15 protein-coding genes are annotated in these 18485 nt (G+C 72.3%); 11 read left to right on the top strand and 4 right to left on the bottom strand.

What is annotated here, in order from left to right:
• Positions 1-6 precede the first annotated feature (6 nt).
• Positions 7-1173, bottom strand: a complete 1167-nt coding sequence (locus tag ACTMS0_RS22580; RefSeq protein WP_441157250.1) for an NADH-quinone oxidoreductase subunit D — start codon at positions 1171-1173, stop codon at positions 7-9.
• Positions 1170-2267 (bottom strand): SAM-dependent methyltransferase, encoded by a 1098-nt coding sequence (locus ACTMS0_RS22575; RefSeq protein ID WP_441157249.1) that lies wholly within the window; start codon positions 2265-2267, stop codon positions 1170-1172. The genes ACTMS0_RS22580 and ACTMS0_RS22575 overlap by 4 nt, the downstream gene beginning before the upstream one ends.
• 54 nt (positions 2268-2321) lie before the next feature.
• On the opposite strand from ACTMS0_RS22575, the gene ACTMS0_RS22570 reads away from it, so the two are divergent.
• The 7 genes from ACTMS0_RS22570 (at position 2322) to nadC (ending at position 9869) form a co-directional block, all read left to right on the top strand.
• Positions 2322-3587: a phytase gene (locus tag ACTMS0_RS22570; RefSeq protein WP_441157248.1), complete on the top strand. Its 1266-nt coding sequence runs from the start codon at positions 2322-2324 to the stop codon at positions 3585-3587.
• A 162-nt stretch (positions 3588-3749) separates the two neighbouring features.
• Complete coding sequence (locus ACTMS0_RS22565; RefSeq protein ID WP_441157247.1) at positions 3750-4697, top strand: Rossmann-like and DUF2520 domain-containing protein; 948 nt, start codon at positions 3750-3752, stop codon at positions 4695-4697.
• Entirely contained in the window at positions 4694-5542 is an 849-nt protein-coding gene (gene panC / locus ACTMS0_RS22560) for a pantoate--beta-alanine ligase (protein WP_441157246.1), read from the top strand. The genes ACTMS0_RS22565 and panC overlap by 4 nt, the downstream gene beginning before the upstream one ends.
• A gap of 28 nt (positions 5543-5570) precedes the next feature.
• Positions 5571-6008 carry an aspartate 1-decarboxylase gene (gene panD / locus ACTMS0_RS22555; RefSeq protein WP_441157245.1) on the top strand — a complete coding sequence of 146 codons (438 nt, stop codon included), beginning with the start codon at positions 5571-5573 and terminating at the stop codon, positions 6006-6008.
• A gap of 182 nt (positions 6009-6190) precedes the next feature.
• Complete coding sequence (locus ACTMS0_RS22550) at positions 6191-7081, top strand: septum formation family protein (RefSeq protein ID WP_441157244.1); 891 nt, start codon at positions 6191-6193, stop codon at positions 7079-7081.
• Positions 7082-7281: 200 nt separating this feature from the next.
• Positions 7282-8976, top strand: coding sequence for an L-aspartate oxidase (locus ACTMS0_RS22545; protein ID WP_441157243.1), 1695 nt, complete (start codon positions 7282-7284; stop codon positions 8974-8976).
• Positions 8973-9869, top strand: a complete 897-nt coding sequence (nadC, locus tag ACTMS0_RS22540) for a carboxylating nicotinate-nucleotide diphosphorylase (RefSeq protein WP_441157242.1) — start codon at positions 8973-8975, stop codon at positions 9867-9869. The genes ACTMS0_RS22545 and nadC overlap by 4 nt, the downstream gene beginning before the upstream one ends.
• Positions 9870-9873: 4 nt before the next feature.
• Here the strand turns inward: nadC and ACTMS0_RS22535 are convergent, their stop codons facing one another.
• Positions 9874-10956: a DUF5919 domain-containing protein gene (locus ACTMS0_RS22535; RefSeq protein WP_441157241.1), complete on the bottom strand. Its 1083-nt coding sequence runs from the start codon at positions 10954-10956 to the stop codon at positions 9874-9876.
• A gap of 119 nt (positions 10957-11075) precedes the next feature.
• Here ACTMS0_RS22535 and ACTMS0_RS22530 point away from each other — a divergent pair, with 119 nt between their 5' ends.
• A complete protein-coding gene (locus ACTMS0_RS22530) occupies positions 11076-11834 on the top strand; it encodes a type III pantothenate kinase (RefSeq protein ID WP_441157240.1) in 759 nt (252 codons plus the stop codon).
• Here the strand turns inward: ACTMS0_RS22530 and ACTMS0_RS22525 are convergent.
• Complete coding sequence (locus ACTMS0_RS22525) at positions 11816-12562, bottom strand: class I SAM-dependent methyltransferase (RefSeq protein ID WP_441157239.1); 747 nt, start codon at positions 12560-12562, stop codon at positions 11816-11818. The genes ACTMS0_RS22530 and ACTMS0_RS22525 overlap by 19 nt on opposite strands.
• Positions 12563-12653: 91 nt before the next feature.
• Between ACTMS0_RS22525 and lysS the strand changes: the two genes are divergently transcribed.
• The 3 genes from lysS (at position 12654) to ACTMS0_RS22510 (ending at position 17682) form a co-directional block, all read left to right on the top strand.
• A complete protein-coding gene (lysS, locus tag ACTMS0_RS22520) occupies positions 12654-14162 on the top strand; it encodes a lysine--tRNA ligase (protein ID WP_441157238.1) in 1509 nt (502 codons plus the stop codon).
• A gap of 112 nt (positions 14163-14274) precedes the next feature.
• Positions 14275-14625 (top strand): histone-like nucleoid-structuring protein Lsr2, encoded by a 351-nt coding sequence (locus tag ACTMS0_RS22515; RefSeq protein ID WP_441157237.1) that lies wholly within the window; start codon positions 14275-14277, stop codon positions 14623-14625.
• Positions 14626-15150: 525 nt separating this feature from the next.
• Entirely contained in the window at positions 15151-17682 is a 2532-nt protein-coding gene (locus ACTMS0_RS22510; protein ID WP_441157236.1) for an ATP-dependent Clp protease ATP-binding subunit, read from the top strand.
• Positions 17683-18485 lie beyond the last annotated feature (803 nt).

Genomic DNA, 18485 nt, shown 5'->3' with positions numbered 1-18485 from the left:
GCCGGTCTACTTGTCGATGTCGCCGACCACGAAGAACATCGAGCCGAGGATGGCGATCAGGTCCGGGACCAGGCAGCCCGGCAGCAGTGTGGCCAGCGCCTGCACGTTGGCGTACGACGCGGTGCGCAGCTTGAGCCGCCACGGCGTCTTCTCACCGCGCGACACCAGGTAGTAGCCGTTGATGCCGAGCGGATTCTCGGTCCAGGCGTAGGTGTGCCCCTCGGGAGCCTTGAGCACCTTCGGCAGCCGCGTGTTCACCGGGCCGCTCAGCCGGTCCACCCGGTCCAGGCACTGCTCGGCGAGTTCGAGTGACGCGTACACCTGGTCGAGCAGCACCTCGAAGCGGGCGTGGCAGTCCCCGGCCGTGCGGGTCACCACCGGCACGTCGAGCTGGTCGTACGCCAGGTACGGCTCGTCCCGGCGCAGGTCCAGGTCGAGCCCGGAGGCCCGGGCGACCGGCCCGGACGCGCCGAACGCGGCGGCGTCCGCCGCGGACAGCACCCCCACCCCGACGGTGCGGGCCAGGAAGATCTCGTTGCGCCGGATCAGGTTGTCCAGGTCCGGCAACCGCCGCCGTACCTCGGCGATGGCGGACCGGGCCCGGCCGGTCCAGCCGGCCGGCACCTCCTCCTTGAGCCCGCCGACCCGGTTGTACATGTAGTGGACCCGCCCGCCGGACGCCTCCTCCATCACCGCCTGGAGGGTCTCCCGCTCGCGGAACGCGTAGAACATCGGCGTGATGGCGCCGATCTCCAGCGGGTACGAGCCGAGGAACATCAGGTGGTTGAGAACTCGGTTCAGCTCGGCGAGCGCCATCCGCAACCAGGTGGCCCGCTCCGGCACCTCCATGCCCATCAGCCGTTCCACGGCGAGCACCACGCCCAGCTCGCTGGAGAAGGCCGACAGCCAGTCGTGCCGGTTCGCCAGCACGATGATCTGCCGGTAGTCACGGACCTCGAACAGCTTCTCCGCGCCCCGGTGCATGTACCCGACGATCGGCTCCGCGCTCACCACCCGCTCGCCGTCGAGCACCAGCCGCAGCCGGAGCACGCCGTGCGTGGACGGGTGCTGCGGGCCGATGTTGAGCACCATGTCGGCGCCGAGCTGCTCCCCGCCGGCGCCGGTGCCGACGGTCAGTTCGCGGAGGTCGGCGTCCGTCGTCATGCCCGTCATCGTGCCACGAGCGGGTCGAGGGCGACGCCGACCGGTTGGAGCAGCCACCAGTGTCCACCGAGGCCGGCCGGGTCGGTCAGCTCGGCCACCGCCGACGCGGCGGCCAGCGCCCGCACGTACCCCACCGGGTCGGCGGAGGCCCGGCTCAGCGGCGGTCGCCCGCCGTCGGCCCCGAGCGCCCGCAGCGCCTCCCGCTGCATGACCAGGGAGTACGCACACCGCGCGACCCGCTCACCGGCGGAGGCGACCGAGTCCATGGCGACGTGCGCGGTGACGTCACAGGACCCATCCGGCACCGGCCGAACCTGCCGCCCACCCCGATACCCGGCCAACGACCCGTCAAGGGGCCGACCCCGCCGCAGGTGCCCGTAGTCCACAGCCAACGCCAGCCCCCGCTCCACCTTCCCAACTGCCTCCGCCCAGGCTTCATCCCGTCCCCGCCCGATCTCCGCCCGCACGCCCACCTCGTTGATCAAGAGGTTTTGGTCGGATTCCGGGCCTCCGCCACCCGAAAACTTCTTGATCAACGGGGTCCTGGGCGGGAGGGGCCACCAGGTGGAGAGCCAGTCGGCGTCCTCCGGGGTGACCTGATGGCCCACGGTCTCCTCGCCTGAGGTGGGGTCCACCAGGATGTAGCGCCAGCCATTCGAGGCGGGGACGGCCAGGTCCAGGGGGACGTTGTCGAGCCATTCGGTGGCTAGGAGCACTCCGGTGATGCCGGAGGGGATCTCGTTCATCCAGGTGATCTGGGCGGGCAGGTCCTCCGGGCGCGGGGCGAGTTCGACGGCGGTGAACCGTACCCGCTGAGCCAGCGGCACCACCGCGGCGGGCGGCGACGAAACCCCGGCCGTGAGCAACGCGGCGAGGGAACGCACGAGTTCACCGCGACCCGCCCCGACGTCGACCACATCGAGTACCGGCGGATGCTCGAGGGCCGCGTCGACCTGGTGGATCAGGCGGAGCAGCGCCGAAGCGAAGGCGGGTGAGGCGTGCACGCTCGTGCGGAAGTGGTCGGCCGGTCCGGGGCCGGAGACGAAGAAGCCGCCCGGGCCGTACAACGCGCGGTCCATCGCGTCCCGCCAGCGGATCGACATCAGTTCATCCCTCGTTCAGGGGCCGTCACCGTGCCGACCCTACGGTCAGCCGGTATGAGACGACTGGTGATCCCCGCCCTGGCGGTCGTACCCCTGTTGTTGGCCGGCGTCCCGGCCGGCGCCGCACCGGGCGACGAGCCCCGCGCGGTGCGGGCCATGGCCGAGACCCCCTCGCTCTTCGACGACGCGGCCGGCGGTGACGCCGACGCCGACGACCCGGCGATCTGGGTGCACCCGACCGACCGGGCCGGCAGCCTGGTCGTGGCGACCGCGAAGAACGGCGGACTGCGCGTGTACGACCTGCGGGCGCGGGAGCGGCAGGCGATCCCCACCCCGCCGGCACCCGGCCCCGAGGACGAGGCGGGCCGGTTCAACAACGTGGACCTGGTGCACGGCTTTCGGCTCGGGCACCGGAAGGCCGACCTGGCGGTGGTGACCGACCGGGGGCGGGACCAGCTGCGCTTCTACCGGATCGACCCGGCGACCCGGCGGCTGGTCGACGTGACCGCCCCGGACGTGCCGTTCGCCTTCAGCCGCGACCAGGCCGAGGTGAACACGCAGCGGACGGCGTACGGGCTGGGCACGTTCACCGACCGGGACGGGCACGTGTACGCGGTGGTCAGCCGGCGCAGCACCCCGGAGGTGGGGGTGTTCCGGCTGGTGGAGCGGGCCGGGCGGGTCACCTACCGGCCGGTGGACCGGCTCACGCTGCCGTCGACGTACGCGCTGCCGGACGGCACCACCTGGTCGCCGTGCAGCGAGCCGGGCGACGGCCCGCAGGTGGAGGGGACCGTGGTCGACCCGGCCACCGGCGTGGTCTACCTGGCGCAGGAGAAGGTCGGCCTGTGGCGGACCCGGCTGGACGGCGGCCGGTTCGCCGGTACGCCGGTGCCGGTGGAGCGGGTCCGCGAGTTCGGGATCCCGGCGAGCTACGACGCCGAGGAGGAGGACTGCGTGACCGACCATGCGGCCGACCCGGGCTTCGGTGGCCGGATCGCGCAGGACGTGGAGGGCCTGGCGATCTACCCGACCGGCTACTCCACCGGCACCCTGGTGGTGTCCAGCCAGGGCGACGACACCTTCTACACGTACGACCGGCGCACCAACCGCCCGACCGGCCGCTTCGCGGTGGCCGACGGCCGGGTGGACGGCGCGCAGGAGTGCGACGGCGCAGCGGTCGTCGCGACGCCGCTGCCCGGCTTCCCGGGTGGCCTGCTGGTGGTGCACGACGGCCGGAACACCCCGGAGACCCCGGGTGAGGACGGCGACGCCCGTCCGGACACGAACTTCAAGTTCCTGGACGCCGGCTTCCTGGCGTGAAAGGAAGGGCCCCTTCTTAACGCCTCCGGTAGAGGAAGGGGCCCTTCTTCACACCACCCCGTGTGACCGGTGAACGTTTTCACACAGTCTTGTTTCAGCTCCGTCGCTGCGGCGCATACTTGCGGTCGACCGGTACCCCTTCTCGAGGACTGGATCGTCACGATGAGCGCTCCGCTGCGCCCGCGTCGCGGGCCCGCCGCACGGCCGGCCGACGCGCCCGCTCCCCGTTTCCTGACCGTCGGCGTGATCGGCGCCGGCCGGGTCGGTGCCGTCCTGGGGGCCGCCCTCGCCGCCGCCGGCCACCGGGTGGTGGCCGCCGCCGCGGTCTCCGGCGCGTCGCGCGCCCGGCTGGCGCTGCTGCTCCCCTCGGTCCCGCGCCGCTCGGCCACCTCGGTGGCCCGGGCCGCCACCGACCTCCTGCTGCTCGCGGTGCCGGACGACGCGCTCGCCGGCGTGGTCACCGGGCTCGCCCGCAGCGGCGCGCTGCGCCCCGGCCAGGTGATCGCGCACACCTCCGGCGCCCACGGCCTGGCCGTGCTGGCCCCGGCCGCCGAGGTCGGTGCCCGCCCGCTGGCTCTGCACCCCGCCATGACCTTCACCGGTACGCCGGACGACCTGACCCGCCTGGCCGGCATCTCGTACGGGGTGACCGCCCCGGCGGAGCTGCGGCCGCTCGCCGCCCGGCTCGTCGCCGACCTCGGCGGGGTGCCGGAGTGGATCGGCGAGGCGGAGCGCCCGCTCTACCACGCGGCGCTGGCGCACGGCGCCAACCACCTGGTGACCCTCGTCAACGAGTCGGCCGACCGGCTGCGCGACGCCGGGGTGGCCCAGCCGGAGAAGGTGCTCGCCCCGCTGCTGCGGGCCGCCCTGGAGAACGCCCTGCGCCTCGGCGACGACGCGCTGACCGGCCCGGTCTCCCGGGGCGACGCCGGCACGGTCGAGCGGCACCTGGCCCGGCTCGCGGCGACCGCGCCGGAATCCGTGGCCCCCTACCTGGCGTTGGCACGACGGACCGCGGACCGCGCGATCGCGGCCGGGCGGCTGCGCCCGGTCGACGCGGAGCCGCTGCTGGACGTGCTGAGTGGGAGGGACCGGGAGGTGGCCGCGTGACCGAGCTGGTGCACACCCGCGCCGAGCTGGCGGCGGCGCGCAACGGGTTGACGGGCACCGTCGGCGTCGTCATGACCATGGGTGCGCTGCACTCCGGGCACGAGACGCTGCTGCGGGCCGCCCGCGAGCAGGCCGACAGCATGATCGTCACGATCTTCGTGAATCCGCTCCAGTTCGGCCCGAACGAGGACTTCGACCGGTACCCGCGCACGCTCGACGCGGACCTGGAGATCTGCCGGCGGGCCGGCGCGGACGTGGTCTTCGCGCCCGCCGTGACCGACATGTACCCGGACGGCCAGCCCCGGGTCCGGGTCAACCCGGGCCAGCTCGGCGAGGAGCTGGAGGGGCAGAGCCGGCCCGGCTTCTTCCACGGCGTGCTCACCGTGGTGCTGAAGCTGCTCCAGCTCACCCGCCCGGACCTGGCCTTCTTCGGCGAGAAGGACTACCAGCAGCTGACCCTGGTCCGCCGGATGGTCCGCGACCTGGACGTGCCGGTGGAGATCGTCGGGGTGCCGACGGTCCGGGAGCCGGACGGGCTGGCGCTGTCCAGCCGCAACCGCTACCTGTCGCCCGCCGAGCGTGGGGCCGCGCTGGCCCTGTCGGCGGCGCTGCGCGCGGGGGCCGAGGCCGCCGACGCGGGCGCGGACGCCGGAGCCGTCCTGGCCGCCGCGCACGCCGCCTTCGGCTCCGGTACGCCGGGCGCCCAACTGGATTATCTGGTGCTCACCGACCCGGATCTGGAGCCCGGGCCGGTCGCCGGGCCGGCGCGGCTGCTCGTCGCCGCCTGGGTCGGCACCACCCGCCTGATCGACAACGCGCCCGTCCGCCTCGCCCCGCGGTCCTGACCCCACCACATCATCGAAAGGCGCCCCGATGCTGCGCACCATGCTCAAGTCGAAGATCCACCGGGCCACGGTGACCCAGGCCGACCTGCACTACGTCGGGTCGGTGACGGTGGACCAGGATCTGCTCGACGCGGCCGACCTGCTGCCCGGCGAGCAGGTGGCGATCGTGGACATCACCAACGGTGCCCGGCTGGAGACATACGTGATCCCGGGCGAGCGGGGCAGCGGCGTGATCGGCATCAACGGCGCCGCCGCCCACCTGGTGCACCCGGGTGACCTGGTCATCCTCATCTCGTACGGGCAGATGGACGACGCCGAGGCCCGCACGTACCAGCCCCGCGTGGTGCACGTCGACGCCGACAACCGCGTCGTCGACCTGAACACCGACCCGACGACCGCCGCCCCCGGCACCGCGGGCGACCCGATCCCGAACCCCCTGGCCGCCGCCCTCTCCTCCCTCTCCTGACCCCGAACTCGCGGCGATCTTGCAGTTTCGGCCCCTTTTATGGGGCGATGCGTCCGGTTTGTCGGGGCGCAAACTGCAAGATCGCGGCGGCTGGGGCGTACATCCGGTCTGTCACCGGGACGTCATTCACGGTTACTCTGGTCGGACCGTCCCATTGGGCGGGCGTCGGCTGGGGAGGCGGCGTGGGGGACCGGGTCGGGCGCGGCGTCATCGCGGTTCTTGCCGTGGGAGCGCTGCTGGCCGGGTGCGCGGGTCCTGGTGACGGTGATCTGACGGACGACTGGCGTGCGGTCCCGGCGGCCGGCCCCTTCACACCCGAGGGCGGGGTCTGCCACGCCGACGTCGCCGACGTGGTGACGCTGGCGGCGTACCAGCCGGTCGACTGTGCGGCGCAGCACCGGGTCGAGGCCGTGCACGTGGGGGCGTTCCCCGCCGACCAGGCCGCCCCACCGGCCGGCGGTTCGGCCGACTTCCGGGGCGCCTTCGCCGAGTGCGACACCCGCGCGACCGCGTACGTGGGCGACGACTGGCGCGCCGGCCGGCTGCGGCTATCGGTGGCGGTGCCCTCGGCTCCCGGCTGGACGTCCGGCTCCCGCTGGTACCGGTGCGACCTGACCGAGGTGAGCACCGCCGAGGCCGCCGCCACCGTGGTCGCCCGCACCGGCAGCCTCCGGGGCGCGCTGGCCGGCCCGTCGCCGTTGCGCCTCGGCTGCCAGCAGAGCCGGCGGGACCGGGGCGGGGGCGTGGAGACGCTGCTCCCGGTGGACTGCGGCACCCGCCACGACGCCGAGTTCGTCGGGGTGTGGCGGGCGCCCGACCGGCCGTACCCGGCCCGGGACGCCGACTGGGCGCCCCTCTACGCGGGCTGTCGCAGCACGATCGCCCGGTACGTGGGCGTACCCGACGACGTGACCCTGCGGTTCCGCGGCGACGTGGTGGTCCGCCCACCCGGTGCGGGCCGGTGGCGGGTCGGCGACCGGGGGGTGCGCTGCTACCTGTGGCTCAGCGACCGGGCGGTGACCGGCTCGCTCAAGGGCACGGGCCCGTCCGGTCTGCCGGTCCGCACCCGCTGACATGGACCGGCTGAGGCGGACCCGCCGAGGAGATCCACCGATCCGGTTCGCCGGAACCCTCGGGTGACGGGTGACGGGTGACGGGTGACGGGCTTGACCGGGCGACCGGCGCGCACCGGCCGCCCCCGGCACGACGTAGCCCAAACCACTCGTCCCGCCCCCGCCGCCCCGCGTGAGGCGCCTTCGGGTTGACTGGAGGCATGGACCTACCGACCGTCGACCTGCCGGCCCTGCCCCGCCTGCTGGCCGCCCCCGCGCCCGGCTGGGTGGAGACGACCGACGTGGTCGTCGTCGGCTCGGGCGTCGCCGGGCTGACCGCCGCGCTGCACCTGCGTGAGGCGGGTCTGCACGTCACGGTGGTCACCAAGGTCGACATCGAGGAGGGCTCCACCCGGTGGGCGCAGGGCGGCATCGCGGCCGTGCTCGACCCCCACGACACCCCGGCGGCGCACGCCTCGGACACCGAGATCGCCGGCGTCGGGCTCTGCGACCCGGCGGCGGTCCGCGTCCTGGTCGAGGAGGGGCCGATCCGGCTGCGGGAGCTGATGCGGATCGGCGCCGAGTTCGACCGGAACCCGGACGGCTCGCTGATGCTGACCCGGGAGGGCGGGCACCGGGCGGACCGCATCGTGCACGCCGGCGGCGACGCCACCGGGGCGGAGGTGCAGCGGGCGCTGCACGCCGCCGTCCGCCGGGACCCGTGGATCCGGCTCGTCGAGCACGCCCTGGTGCTGGACCTGCTCCGCGCCCCCGGCGACGGCCCGGACGGGCTCGGCCCGGCCTGCGGCGTCACGCTGCACGTGCTGGGCGAGGGCAGCGAGGACGGCGTCGGCGCGGTCCTGGGCCGCGCGGTGGTGCTCGCCACCGGCGGGATGGGCCAGATCTTCGCGGCCACCACCAACCCGGCCGTCTCCACCGGCGACGGCGTGGCGCTCGCCCTGCGGGCCGGCGCGGCCGTCACCGACGTGGAGTTCGTCCAGTTCCACCCGACCGCGCTCATCGTGCCCGAGGCCGCCCGAGTACCCGGTGCCGGGCACGCCCAGCAGCCGCTGGTCTCCGAGGCGCTGCGCGGCGAGGGCGCGTACCTGGTGGACGGCGACGGCAAGCGGTTCATGGTCGGGCAGCACGAGCTGGCCGAGCTGGCCCCCCGCGACGTGGTCGCCAAGGGCATCCACCGGGTGCTGCTCGCCACCGGCGCGGACCACGTCTTCCTCGACGCCCGGCACCTCGGCGGCGACTTCCTCGCCCGGCGGTTCCCGACGATCGTGGCGTCCTGCCTGGCCATCGGCGTCGACCCGGCGACCGACCTGATCCCGGTCGCCCCGGCCGCCCACTACGCCTCCGGCGGCGTCCGCACCGACCTGCGGGGCCGCACCTCGATCCCCGGCCTGTACGCCTGCGGCGAGGTCGCCTGCACCGGGGTGCACGGCGCGAACCGCCTGGCCAGCAACTCGCTGCTGGAGGGGCTGGTGTTCTCCCGGCGAATCGCCGACGACCTGGCGACCGGCCTGCCGGAGCAGGCGAAGCCGGCGGGCACCGGCGCCTGGACCGGCGGCGAGGGCTGGGTGCTGCCGGCCACCGGCACGCCGGCCCTGCAACGGGCGATGACCCGGGGCGCCGGGGTGCTGCGGTCGGCCACGACGCTGGCCGGGACGGCGGCCACGCTGGGCGCCCTGGGGGACGGGCGGGGCAGGCCCCGCACCCCGGACTGGGAGGCCACCAACCTGCTCACCGTGGCGTCGACGCTGGTGGCCGCCGCGTACGCCCGCGAGGAGACCCGGGGCTGCCACTGGCGGGAGGACTTCCCCGTCGCCGACGAGCGGTGGCGCGGCCACCTGGTCGGCTCGATCGGGGCGCAGGGCCGGCTGACGCGAACGTGGGAGGAGACGGCATGAACGAGGCGACCGAGCAGGCGTTGCGCGACGCTGGTCTGGACCCGGAGCCGGTACGCCGGGTGGTGACCGAGGCGCTCGTCGAGGACCTGGGCCCGGACTTCCTCGACGTCACCAGCGTCGCCACCATCCCCGACGCGCAGACCGACACGGCCGACCTGGTGGCCCGCGCCGACGGCGTGGTGGCCGGGCTGCCGGTGGCCGCGGCCGTGTTCGAGCTGGTCGGAGAGGTGACCGGCGCCAGCCGTACGGTGCTGGTGACCCTCGTGGCCCACGACGGGCAGCGGGTGGCGCTCGGCGACGTGCTGGCGACGGTGACCGGCCCGACCCGGCTTCTGCTCACCGCCGAGCGCACCGCGCTCAACCTGCTCTCCCGGATGTCCGGGGTGGCCACCCACACCCGGGCGTGGGCGGACGCGCTGGCCGGCACGAAGGCGATGGTGCTCGACACCCGCAAGACCACGCCGGGCCTGCGGGCGCTGGAGAAGTACGCGGTCCGCGCGGGCGGCGGCACCAACAAGCGGATGGGCCTGCACGACGTCGCGATGGTCAAGGACAACCACAAGCTGGCGGCGGGCGGGGTCGCGGCGGCGTTCCGGCGGGTCCGCGAGGCGTTCCCGGACGTGCCGGTGCAGGTGGAGGTCGACACGGTCGCCGAGGCGATCCAGGCGGTCGAGGCGGGGGCCAACTTCCTGCTGCTCGACAACATGAGACCGGAGATGCTGAGCGAGGTGGTGTGCGCGGTCGGGAACCGGGCCCAGTTGGAGGCGACCGGCGGGCTGACCCTGGGCCGGGCGGCCGAGTACGCGGCCACCGGCGTGGACTTCCTGTCGGTCGGCGCGCTCACCCACTCCTCGCCCATCCTGGACATCGCGCTGGACCTGCGGACGGAGTGACCCGTCACGCCGCACGGGTCAGCCGAGCGTCCACCAGGTTGAAGATCACCCGGTTCTCGGTGTCGTGCCGGCCGTCGAGGCCGTACTTGGCGCGGAACAGCTCCACCACCCGGCGGTACACCTCCGGGGCCAGCTCGTCGGCCTCCCCGAGGTCGAACACGTCGCCGGCGGCCTCCGGCCGGTCCAGCACGACGGTCAGCCCGCCCAGGCCGTGGCGGGCGACGTTGCGGACCAGGTCGCGCCCGGCGATGTACCAGTCGCCGTCGACCCGGACGTAGAGCGCCTCGCAGGTCTCCAGCTCCCGGCCGGCCTGACGCAGGCAGAGCCGCAGCGCCAGGCAGGACTCGAGGTCCTGGACCGGGGCGGTCTCCCACAGCTCGGTGAACCGGTCGGCCACGAACTCGCCGAGCGGCGTGGAGACGTACGCCTCGATCTGCTGGGTGTCGAAGGTGCTGCCCCGGACCGGGAAGAACGAGATGAACGCCTTGCCGTCCCAGCGGTACATCTGCACCGACGGCGCGGCGTTGTAGACGCGTACCTGAAGGCGCGTCCGGCTGGACTCCGGCAGCTCCTCCCGCAGTCGGGCCAGGTGCCAGATGTTGTTCAGGATGGCCACCGAGGCGTCCCGCCGGCGCAGCTCCGCCCCGCGCAGCCGGACCGCCGGCGAGTCCGGGTCGAGCAGCAGCATCCGGACGGTCGCCCCGTTGGCGAGGGCGCAGCGCAGCGCGTCGGAGAACCGGTCGGCGTACGGGCCCTCCAGCATGCTGGTCCACGTCTCCAGGATCGCCACCGTCTCCCGGGACTGGGCCACCCGCTCGATCAGGGCGTCCCGGTCGAGGCGGGGGTGCTCGATGATGCTGGCCGTCTGGAGTTCCCGGAAGAGCGGGTTCAGCACGACGTACGTCAGCAGGGTCATGATCAGCGCGGCGCCGACGTTCAGGTAGAGGTCACCCCGGAAGGTCTGCCCGGACCGCCAGGCCTGGACGATCATCCAGAGCGCCCCGCCGGCGAGGGCGACGAGGACGAGCACATGCCGGCGGCGCCGGCGCAATGCGTTACGCCCGCGGATCAACCACATCCCCGACATGTCCGCTCCCCGTCCGGCGCGCCGTGGATAGACCGATGTTCATGTCCCGATGTCGACCAGGATACGGTTCACCGGCCGCTGCGCGCTTCGCCGATATCGGCGTTGTCTAGGCTGCGAGCGTGCTGCTCTGCATCGACATCGGAAACACCAACACCGTGCTGGCGACCTTCGACGGTGACAAGCTGGTGCATTCGTGGCGGATCAAGACCGATGCGCGGTCGACGGCGGACGAGCTGGGCCTGATGTTCCGCGGCCTGCTCGCCGGGGACGCCGTCGAGATCACCGGGGTGGCCGCCTGCTCGACGGTCCCGGCCGCGCTGCGCTCGCTGCGGACGATGCTCGACCGCTACTACGCCGACCTGCCGCACGTGATCGTCGAGCCGGGGGTGCGGACGGGCGTGCAGCTCGCGATCGACAATCCCAAGGAGGTCGGCGCCGACCGGGTGGTCAACACGCTGGCCGCCTACACCCTCTACGGTGGGCCGTCGATCGTCGTGGACTTCGGCACCACCACGAACTTCGACGTGATCAGCGGCCGGGGGGAGTTCCTGGGCGGCGCGTTCGCGCCCGGCATCGAGATCTCCTTCGACGCCCTCGCCGCCCGCGCCGCACAGCTCCGCAAGGTCGAGGCGACCCGGCCGCGCTCGGTGATCGGGAAGAACACCGTCGAGTGCCTCCAGGCCGGCCTCTACTTCGGCTTCGCCGGCCAGGTGGACCGGATCGTCGAGCGGATGAGCGAGGAAATGGGGGAGGTGAAGGCGGTGATCGCCACCGGCGGCCTGGCCTCGCTGGTGATCAACGAATGCCGGACGATCACCCACCACGAGCCCATGATCACCCTGATCGGCCTGCGGATGGTCTACGACCGCAACGTCTGAGCGCGGATCGCCAGCGTCCGGTACGGCAGCTCGATCGTCTCGCGGCCGGCCAGGTCCGGGTCGGTGTCGAGCAGATGCCGCAGCTCCCGGTCGACCCGCGCCCGCTGTTCCCGGTCGGCGACCAGGTAGTGCGAACGGGTGCGGACCATCCCGAGCAGCTCGTCCGGGGTCAGCGTGGTGACGTGCGGGAACTCCGCCCACTCCGGCTCCGTGAAGTTGCCGCCGAACCCGGTCACGAACCCCCGCAGGTGGTCGACGGTGTCCCCGATCTCGGCGATGCGGCTCAGCTCGTTCACCCACCCGACCCGGTCGTCGCGCAGGTTCCAGACCGCGGCGAAGACCCCGCCCGGTCGCAGCACCCGGGCGATCTCCAGGTGCGCCCGCTCCCGGTCGAACCAGTGGTACGCCTGCCCGACCAGCACCGCGTCCGCGTACCCGTCGGGAAGGGGGATCGACTCGGCGCTGCCGGCCAGGGCCGGCGCGCCCGGCGTGGTGGTCTCGAACTGCGCCCGCATCCCCGGGTCGGGTTCGACGGCGGTGACCTCGTGGCCGAGGGCGAGCAGACCGCGGGCGAGGATCCCGGTGCCGGCGCCCAGGTCGACGGTACGGGCGGGCGTGGCGAGCCCGGCCATCGCCCAGCGCAGCGCGGCCTCCGGGTAGCGGGGGCGGAACCGGTCGTAGTCGGCCGCGGCGGCGCCGAATGACAGCGCCTCAGTGGGGTGGGTCATGGCCGGCAGGTTATCCCGTAACACCCGTGCGGACCCTTGAGTACGCTCGGGGCCTGAACCCGCCCGAATTCTCCTTCTGAGGAAGCCTGCCGTGACCGAGCAGAACGCCGTGCCAGTCGACCCCGCCGACGACCTTCCCGAGCAGATGAAGGTCCGCCGGGAGAAGCGGGACCGGATGCTCGCCGAGGGTGTCGAGCCGTACCCCCTCGGCTACCCGCGCACCAGCACGCTCGCCGAGATCCGGCAGAAGTACGCCGACCTGCCCACCGATACGGCCACCGGGGACCGCGCCTCGGTCACCGGGAGGGTGATCTTCATTCGCAACACCGGCAAGCTCTGCTTCGCCACCCTGCGGGACGGCGACGGCACCGAGCTGCAGGCGATGCTCTCCCTGGATCGGGTCGGCGCCCAGCGGCTGGAGGACTGGAAGCGCCAAGTGGATCTCGGCGACCAGGTCGGGGTGACCGGCGAGGTGATCACCAGCCGGCGCGGCGAGCTGTCCGTGCTGGCGGAGGAGTGGGCGATCACCGCGAAGGCGCTGCGCCCGCTGCCGGTGGCGCACAAGCCGCTGAGCGAGGAGGCCCGGGTCCGGCAGCGCTACGTCGACCTCATCGTCCGTCCGCAGGCGCGCCAGATGGTGCGTACCCGGGCGACCGCGGTCCGCAGCCTGCGCGACTCGCTGCACGAGCGGGCCTTCCTCGAGGTGGAGACCCCGATGCTCCAGTTGCTGCACGGCGGCGCGGCCGCCCGCCCATTCGTGACCCACAGCAATGCACTCGACACCGATCTGTATCTGCGAATCGCGCCGGAACTGTTTCTCAAGCGCGCGCTGGTCGGCGGTGTCGACCGGGTCTTCGAGATCAACCGCAACTTCCGTAATGAGGGGATCGACTCCTCGCACTCGCCCGAGTTCGCGATGCTGGAGGCGTACGAGGCGTACGGCAACTACGACACGATCGGCGAGCTGACTCGCTATCTCGTCCAGCGGGCGGCGATCGCGGTCAGTGGCTCGACCGTGGTGACCCACGCGGACGGCCGCGAGTTCGACCTCGGTGGTGAGTGGCGTTCGGTGACCCTCTTCGGGGCCCTTTCCGAAGCGCTCGGCGAAGAGGTCACGGTCCGCACCGAGCGGGCGCGCCTCGTCGAGTACGCCGAGAAGGTGGACCTGTCGGTCGACCCGAAGTGGGGTCCGGGCAAGCTCGCCGAGGAACTGTTCGAGGAACTGGTCGTCCCGGGTCTGGTCGAGCCCACCTTCGTGCGGGACTACCCGGAGGAGACCAGTCCGCTGGTCCGGGCGCACCGCAGCGAACCGGGGCTGACCGAGAAGTGGGACCTCTACGTGCTCGGTTTCGAGCTGGGCACGGGGTACTCCGAGCTGGTGGACCCGGTGGTCCAGCGGGACCGTCTGGTGGCCCAGGCGCAGCTCGCCGCGCGCGGTGACGACGAGGCCATGCGGCTCGACGAGGACTTTCTCCGGGCGATGGAGTACGGAATGCCGCCCGCCGGTGGCATGGGAATGGGAATCGACCGGCTACTCATGGCGCTGACCGGCCTGGGAATTCGGGAAACCATCCTGTTCCCGCTGGTCCGCCCCGAGTGATCGGTCGACTTCTGGGACTCTTTACCGCGTCCTATTGACGCGCCGCGCGCCATACGGGTTATTGTTGCCTGCGAGATTCGCAGGTGCACCCTGCTCGAAAGGAATGTGGGACGTGGCCAAGCAGATCATTCATAAGCTGGTCGATGACCTGGACGGCGGGGACGCTGACGAGACCGTCAAGTTCGCCCTGGACGGCGTTCAGTACGAGATCGACCTGTCGAGCGTCAACGCCGAGAAATTGCGGGACGTATTCGCGACGTACATCGCCCACGGCACCAAGGTCGGCCGGGGCGGCGTGGTCGTGGGTGGCCGGGCCGCCCGGGGCCGGGGCGGCGCCACCGCCGACCGCGAGCAGAACAGGGCGATCCGTGCCTGGGCCAAGAAGGCCGGCAAGGATATCTCCGACCGGGGCCGCATCCCGCAGGAGATCGTCGACGAGTACCACGCCCGCGCCGGCCACTGAGCAGCGCGCGGCCTCGACGCCGGTCCGGAGCACCGCTCCGGGCCGGCGCCGCCGTTTCCGGGCCCGCGCGGACGCTGTGACGCGCTGGCGGACGTCTTGGCGGCCGGTCGGCTCGGAGCCGGCGGGGTCGGGCCGGTGGGCCGGAAACCGGGACCCGGTCGGCGGGAAGAAACCCCGGCGGACGGGCGTTGTCCACAACCGGTGGAGATTCTGTCCACAGCCTGTGGATGAGTCCCGGCGGCCCGGGTCCGGGTCGTGAGGCGCCCCGCACACCCTTCGGGTGGTGTCCGGGAGGTCGCCGAATTTCGCTCTGCGCGTAGAGGTCGGGCTACCGGAACACCTTCTGAGCGCGGACGGTTGTGCAAAACGACGCGTACGCGGCATTTGGCGGGGACACACGACCTCAGCTGAGTCGGTCCGCGGCGATAGAGTAATGAGGCACGGACGCCCGTCCCGGACGTCCGCGCACCGGCCCCGCCAAGATCTAGACCATCAAGGCGCACGGCACGTGAGGAGCACGAGGGCATGTTCGAGCGGTTCACCGACCGAGCGCGACGGGTTGTCGTCCTGGCCCAGGAAGAGGCCCGGATGCTCAACCACAACTACATCGGTACGGAGCACATCCTGCTGGGCCTGATCCACGAGGGTGAGGGTGTCGCGGCAAAGGCCCTGGAGAGCCTCGGCATCTCCCTCGAGGGCGTCCGTCAGCAGGTCGAGGAGATCATCGGCCAGGGCCAGCAGGCGCCGAGCGGGCACATTCCGTTCACGCCGCGGGCCAAGAAGGTGCTGGAGCTGTCGCTGCGCGAGGCGCTGCAGCTCGGCCACAACTACATCGGCACGGAGCACATCCTGCTCGGTCTGATCCGCGAGGGCGAGGGCGTCGCCGCCCAGGTGCTGGTCAAGCTCGGCGCCGACCTCAACCGGGTCCGCCAGCAGGTGATCCAGCTGCTCTCGGGCTACCAGGGCAAGGAGCCCGCCGCGGCCGGTGCCGCGCCGGGTGAGGCCGCGCCGTCGACCAGCCTCGTGCTGGACCAGTTCGGCCGTAACCTGACCCAGGCCGCCCGCGAGGGCAAGCTCGACCCGGTCATCGGGCGCGAGAAGGAAATCGAGCGGGTCATGCAGGTGCTCTCCCGCCGCACCAAGAACAACCCGGTCCTGATCGGTGAGCCCGGCGTCGGCAAGACCGCCGTGGTGGAGGGGCTGTCCCAGAAGATCATCAAGGGCGAGGTGCCCGAGACGCTGAAGGACAAGCAGCTCTACACCCTCGACCTCGGTGCCCTGGTCGCCGGTTCCCGTTACCGCGGTGACTTCGAGGAGCGCCTCAAGAAGGTGCTCAAGGAGATCCGCACCCGGGGCGACATCATCCTCTTCATCGACGAGATCCACACCCTGGTCGGCGCGGGTGCCGCCGAGGGCGCGATCGACGCGGCGAGCATCCTCAAGCCGATGCTGGCCCGCGGCGAGCTGCAGACCATCGGCGCGACCACGCTCGACGAGTACCGCAAGCACCTGGAGAAGGACGCCGCCCTCGAGCGCCGCTTCCAGCCGATCCAGGTGGGTGAGCCGTCGCTGGCCCACACCATCGAGATCCTCAAGGGCCTGCGGGACCGCTACGAGGCGCACCACCGGGTAAGCATCACCGACGCCGCGCTGGTGGCCGCCGCCACGCTGGCCGACCGGTACATCTCCGACCGCTTCCTGCCGGACAAGGCGATCGACCTGATCGACGAGGCCGGTGCCCGGATGCGGATCCGCCGGATGACCGCGCCGCCAGACCTGCGCGACTTCGACGAGCGCATCGCCCAGGTGCGTCGCGACAAGGAGTCCGCGATCGACGCGCAGGACTTCGAGCGCGCCGCCCAGCTGCGTGACAAGGAGAAGCAGCTCCTCGGTCAGAAGGCGCAGCGGGAGAAGGAGTGGAAGGCCGGTGACCTGGACGTCGTCAGCGAGGTCGACGACGAGCAGATCGCCGAGGTGCTCGGCAACTGGACCGGCATCCCGGTCTACAAGCTGACCGAGGAGGAGACCTCGCGCCTGCTGCGCATGGAGGACGAGCTGCACAAGCGCGTCATCGGCCAGGAGGACGCGGTCAAGGCGGTCTCGAAGGCCATCCGGCGTACCCGGGCCGGCCTGAAGGACCCGAAGCGCCCGTCCGGCTCGTTCATCTTCGCCGGCCCGTCCGGTGTCGGTAAGACCGAGCTGTCCAAGGCGCTCGCCGAGTTCCTCTTCGGCAGCGAGGACGCGCTGATCCAGCTGGACATGTCCGAGTTCCACGACCGGTACACGGTCTCCCGGCTGGTGGGTGCCCCTCCCGGCTACGTCGGCTACGACGAGGGCGGGCAGCTGACCGAGAAGGTGCGGCGTCGGCCGTTCTCGGTGGTCCTCTTCGACGAGATCGAGAAGGCCCACCCGGACGTGTTCAACACGCTGCTCCAGATCCTGGAGGACGGTCGGCTCACCGACGGTCAGGGCCGGATCGTGGACTTCAAGAACACGGTCATCATCCTGACCACCAACCTCGGCACGCGGGACGTCGCCAAGGCGGTGTCGCTGGGCTTCCAGGCCTCTGAGGACTCCGAGTCGAACTACGACCGGATGAAGCAGAAGGTCAACGACGAGCTCAAGCAGCACTTCCGGCCTGAGTTCCTCAACCGGATCGACGACACCATCGTCTTCCACCAGCTGCGTGAGAGCGAGATCCTCTCGATCGTGGACATCATGATCCAGCGGATCGAGACGCAGCTGCGCAACAAGGACATGGGCCTGGAGCTGACCGACAACGCCAAGAAGTACCTGGCGAAGAAGGGCTTCGACCCGGTGCTCGGTGCGCGTCCGCTGCGTCGCACGATCCAGCGCGACATCGAGGACAACCTGTCCGAGCGGATCCTCTTCAACGAGCTGACCCCGGGTCAGATCGTCGTGGTGGACTGCGAGGGCGACCCGGACAACATCGACAAGTCCAAGCTCGTCTTCCGCGGTGCGGACAAGCCGGTCGAGGTGCCGGACGCCGTCCCGGCCGACCTCGGTGGCGCGGCCACCGCGGGCGCGGACGAGTAAGGGCAAACCGCACGACGGGCGACGGCCCGGTGGCACCCGCCACCGGGCCGTCGCCCTTTCTGCGTTCGTCGCCAGCCCGGTAGACCCGGCCGAGGTCGCGACGGTTGGCCGGCGCCCACCTCGCCCCCAGCACGCCGGACCGCCGTGCGGCGGTTCCCTGCCGGCCCCGCACCGTTTTCGGCGAGTCGTGACTGGCGCGCCGGAGATCTTGGAAGCTTTCGGTCCCTCCGGGGGCCATCTCCTTCCAAGATCTCGAGGGTGTGCTTGCGTCCCGATGGCTGCGCGGGGTGGTCTTGGGTGGGATGTCCGGTTCCGGCTGGGGTGTCGTGGGCGGGGTGTCCGGTATCGGGGTCGGCTGTGCCGTGGTCGGGGCCACTCCGGTCGTGGAATGGCCGGGTGGGGCGGGTCGTTGTACATGCGGTGACCGCAGGGCGTCCCCCGAGGCGTCCGGCCGGGATCCCCGAGCCGCCCCTTTCTGCGGGGTGGTGGTGAGCCGGAATGGCCGTGGGCCCGGATCGGTTACATCCCCGGACCCCCGAGCACCCCCGCCGGGCTGGTCCTTTGGAAATCACCCTTTCCTGTCGCGTGCGGCGCCTTCCCCCCTTTTGCGTGCCGGCGCGGTTTCCCCCGAGCGAAAGGCTTCGACCAATCATGCGTACCGATCTTCTGCGTAAGACCGTTCTGACCGCTGCTGGTGCCGCGTTCGTCGGCGGTGCCCTCGCCGGTCCGGCGACCGCGTTCGCCGCCCCGGCGGACAAGCCGGGCGCCCAGGCCGACCGTAAGGGCCACGGCGAGAAGAAGCG

Source organism: Micromonospora sp. H33 (assembly GCF_052068455.1).
In the GTDB taxonomy this organism is placed as follows: domain Bacteria; phylum Actinomycetota; class Actinomycetes; order Mycobacteriales; family Micromonosporaceae; genus Micromonospora.
The sequence above is the reverse complement of the archived record's forward strand: the minus strand, read 5'-3'. Positions and strand labels throughout refer to the sequence as shown.

Coding starts and splice junctions, on each gene's coding strand:
- ACTMS0_RS22510 (WP_441157236.1), top strand. CDS start 15,151: ATGTTCGAGCGGTTCACCGACCGAGCGCGACGGGTTGTCGTCCTGGCC.
- ACTMS0_RS22580 (WP_441157250.1), bottom strand. CDS start 1,173: ATGACGGGCATGACGACGGACGCCGACCTCCGCGAACTGACCGTCGGC.
- nadC (WP_441157242.1), top strand. CDS start 8,973: ATGAACGAGGCGACCGAGCAGGCGTTGCGCGACGCTGGTCTGGACCCG.
- panD (WP_441157245.1), top strand. CDS start 5,571: ATGCTGCGCACCATGCTCAAGTCGAAGATCCACCGGGCCACGGTGACC.
- ACTMS0_RS22545 (WP_441157243.1), top strand. CDS start 7,282: ATGGACCTACCGACCGTCGACCTGCCGGCCCTGCCCCGCCTGCTGGCC.
- ACTMS0_RS22525 (WP_441157239.1), bottom strand. CDS start 12,562: ATGACCCACCCCACTGAGGCGCTGTCATTCGGCGCCGCCGCGGCCGAC.
- ACTMS0_RS22565 (WP_441157247.1), top strand. CDS start 3,750: ATGAGCGCTCCGCTGCGCCCGCGTCGCGGGCCCGCCGCACGGCCGGCC.
- ACTMS0_RS22535 (WP_441157241.1), bottom strand. CDS start 10,956: ATGTCGGGGATGTGGTTGATCCGCGGGCGTAACGCATTGCGCCGGCGC.
- ACTMS0_RS22570 (WP_441157248.1), top strand. CDS start 2,322: ATGAGACGACTGGTGATCCCCGCCCTGGCGGTCGTACCCCTGTTGTTG.
- ACTMS0_RS22575 (WP_441157249.1), bottom strand. CDS start 2,267: ATGTCGATCCGCTGGCGGGACGCGATGGACCGCGCGTTGTACGGCCCG.